The organism is Corynebacterium sp. UMB8791 (assembly GCF_054166365.1).
On record NZ_JBSZCG010000099.1, the window covers coordinates 1 to 301 of the forward strand.

Sequence of the window (301 nt, forward strand, 5' to 3'; positions counted from 1 at the left end):
ATGAAAGTCTCCGCTCTGCTCGAGGCTCTGCCGAAGGTCGGCAAGGTCAAGGCACAGGACATCATGAATGACCTGGAGATTGCTCAGACCCGCCGCCTGCGTGGCCTGGGTGACCGTCAGCGTCGCGCTCTGCTGGAGCGCTTCGGCTACGCAGTGGAGGACTAGTCGCAGTGGCCGGGAACTCGAGAAGGCAGCTCAGGCCCGCAAGGTACGCGCAGAGCTCAAGGACAAGCTGAAGCGTGGCGCTATCGACCTGCCAGAGGTTCTCAAGCAGGCTGACGAGAACGAGATCATCGGCAAG

Annotated in this window: 1 protein-coding gene and 1 pseudogene; both read left to right on the forward strand. The window is 61.8% G+C overall.

Annotated features, from left to right (window positions below; genetic code table 11):
• On the forward strand, positions 1–165 hold a 165-nt coding region (mihF, locus tag ACXIUA_RS02625), incomplete at its 5' end, for an integration host factor, actinobacterial type (protein ID WP_457976057.1).
• Positions 110–301: pseudogene (locus tag ACXIUA_RS02630) on the forward strand (hypothetical protein); the annotation flags it as partial. The gene mihF and the pseudogene ACXIUA_RS02630, both read left to right, overlap by 56 nt.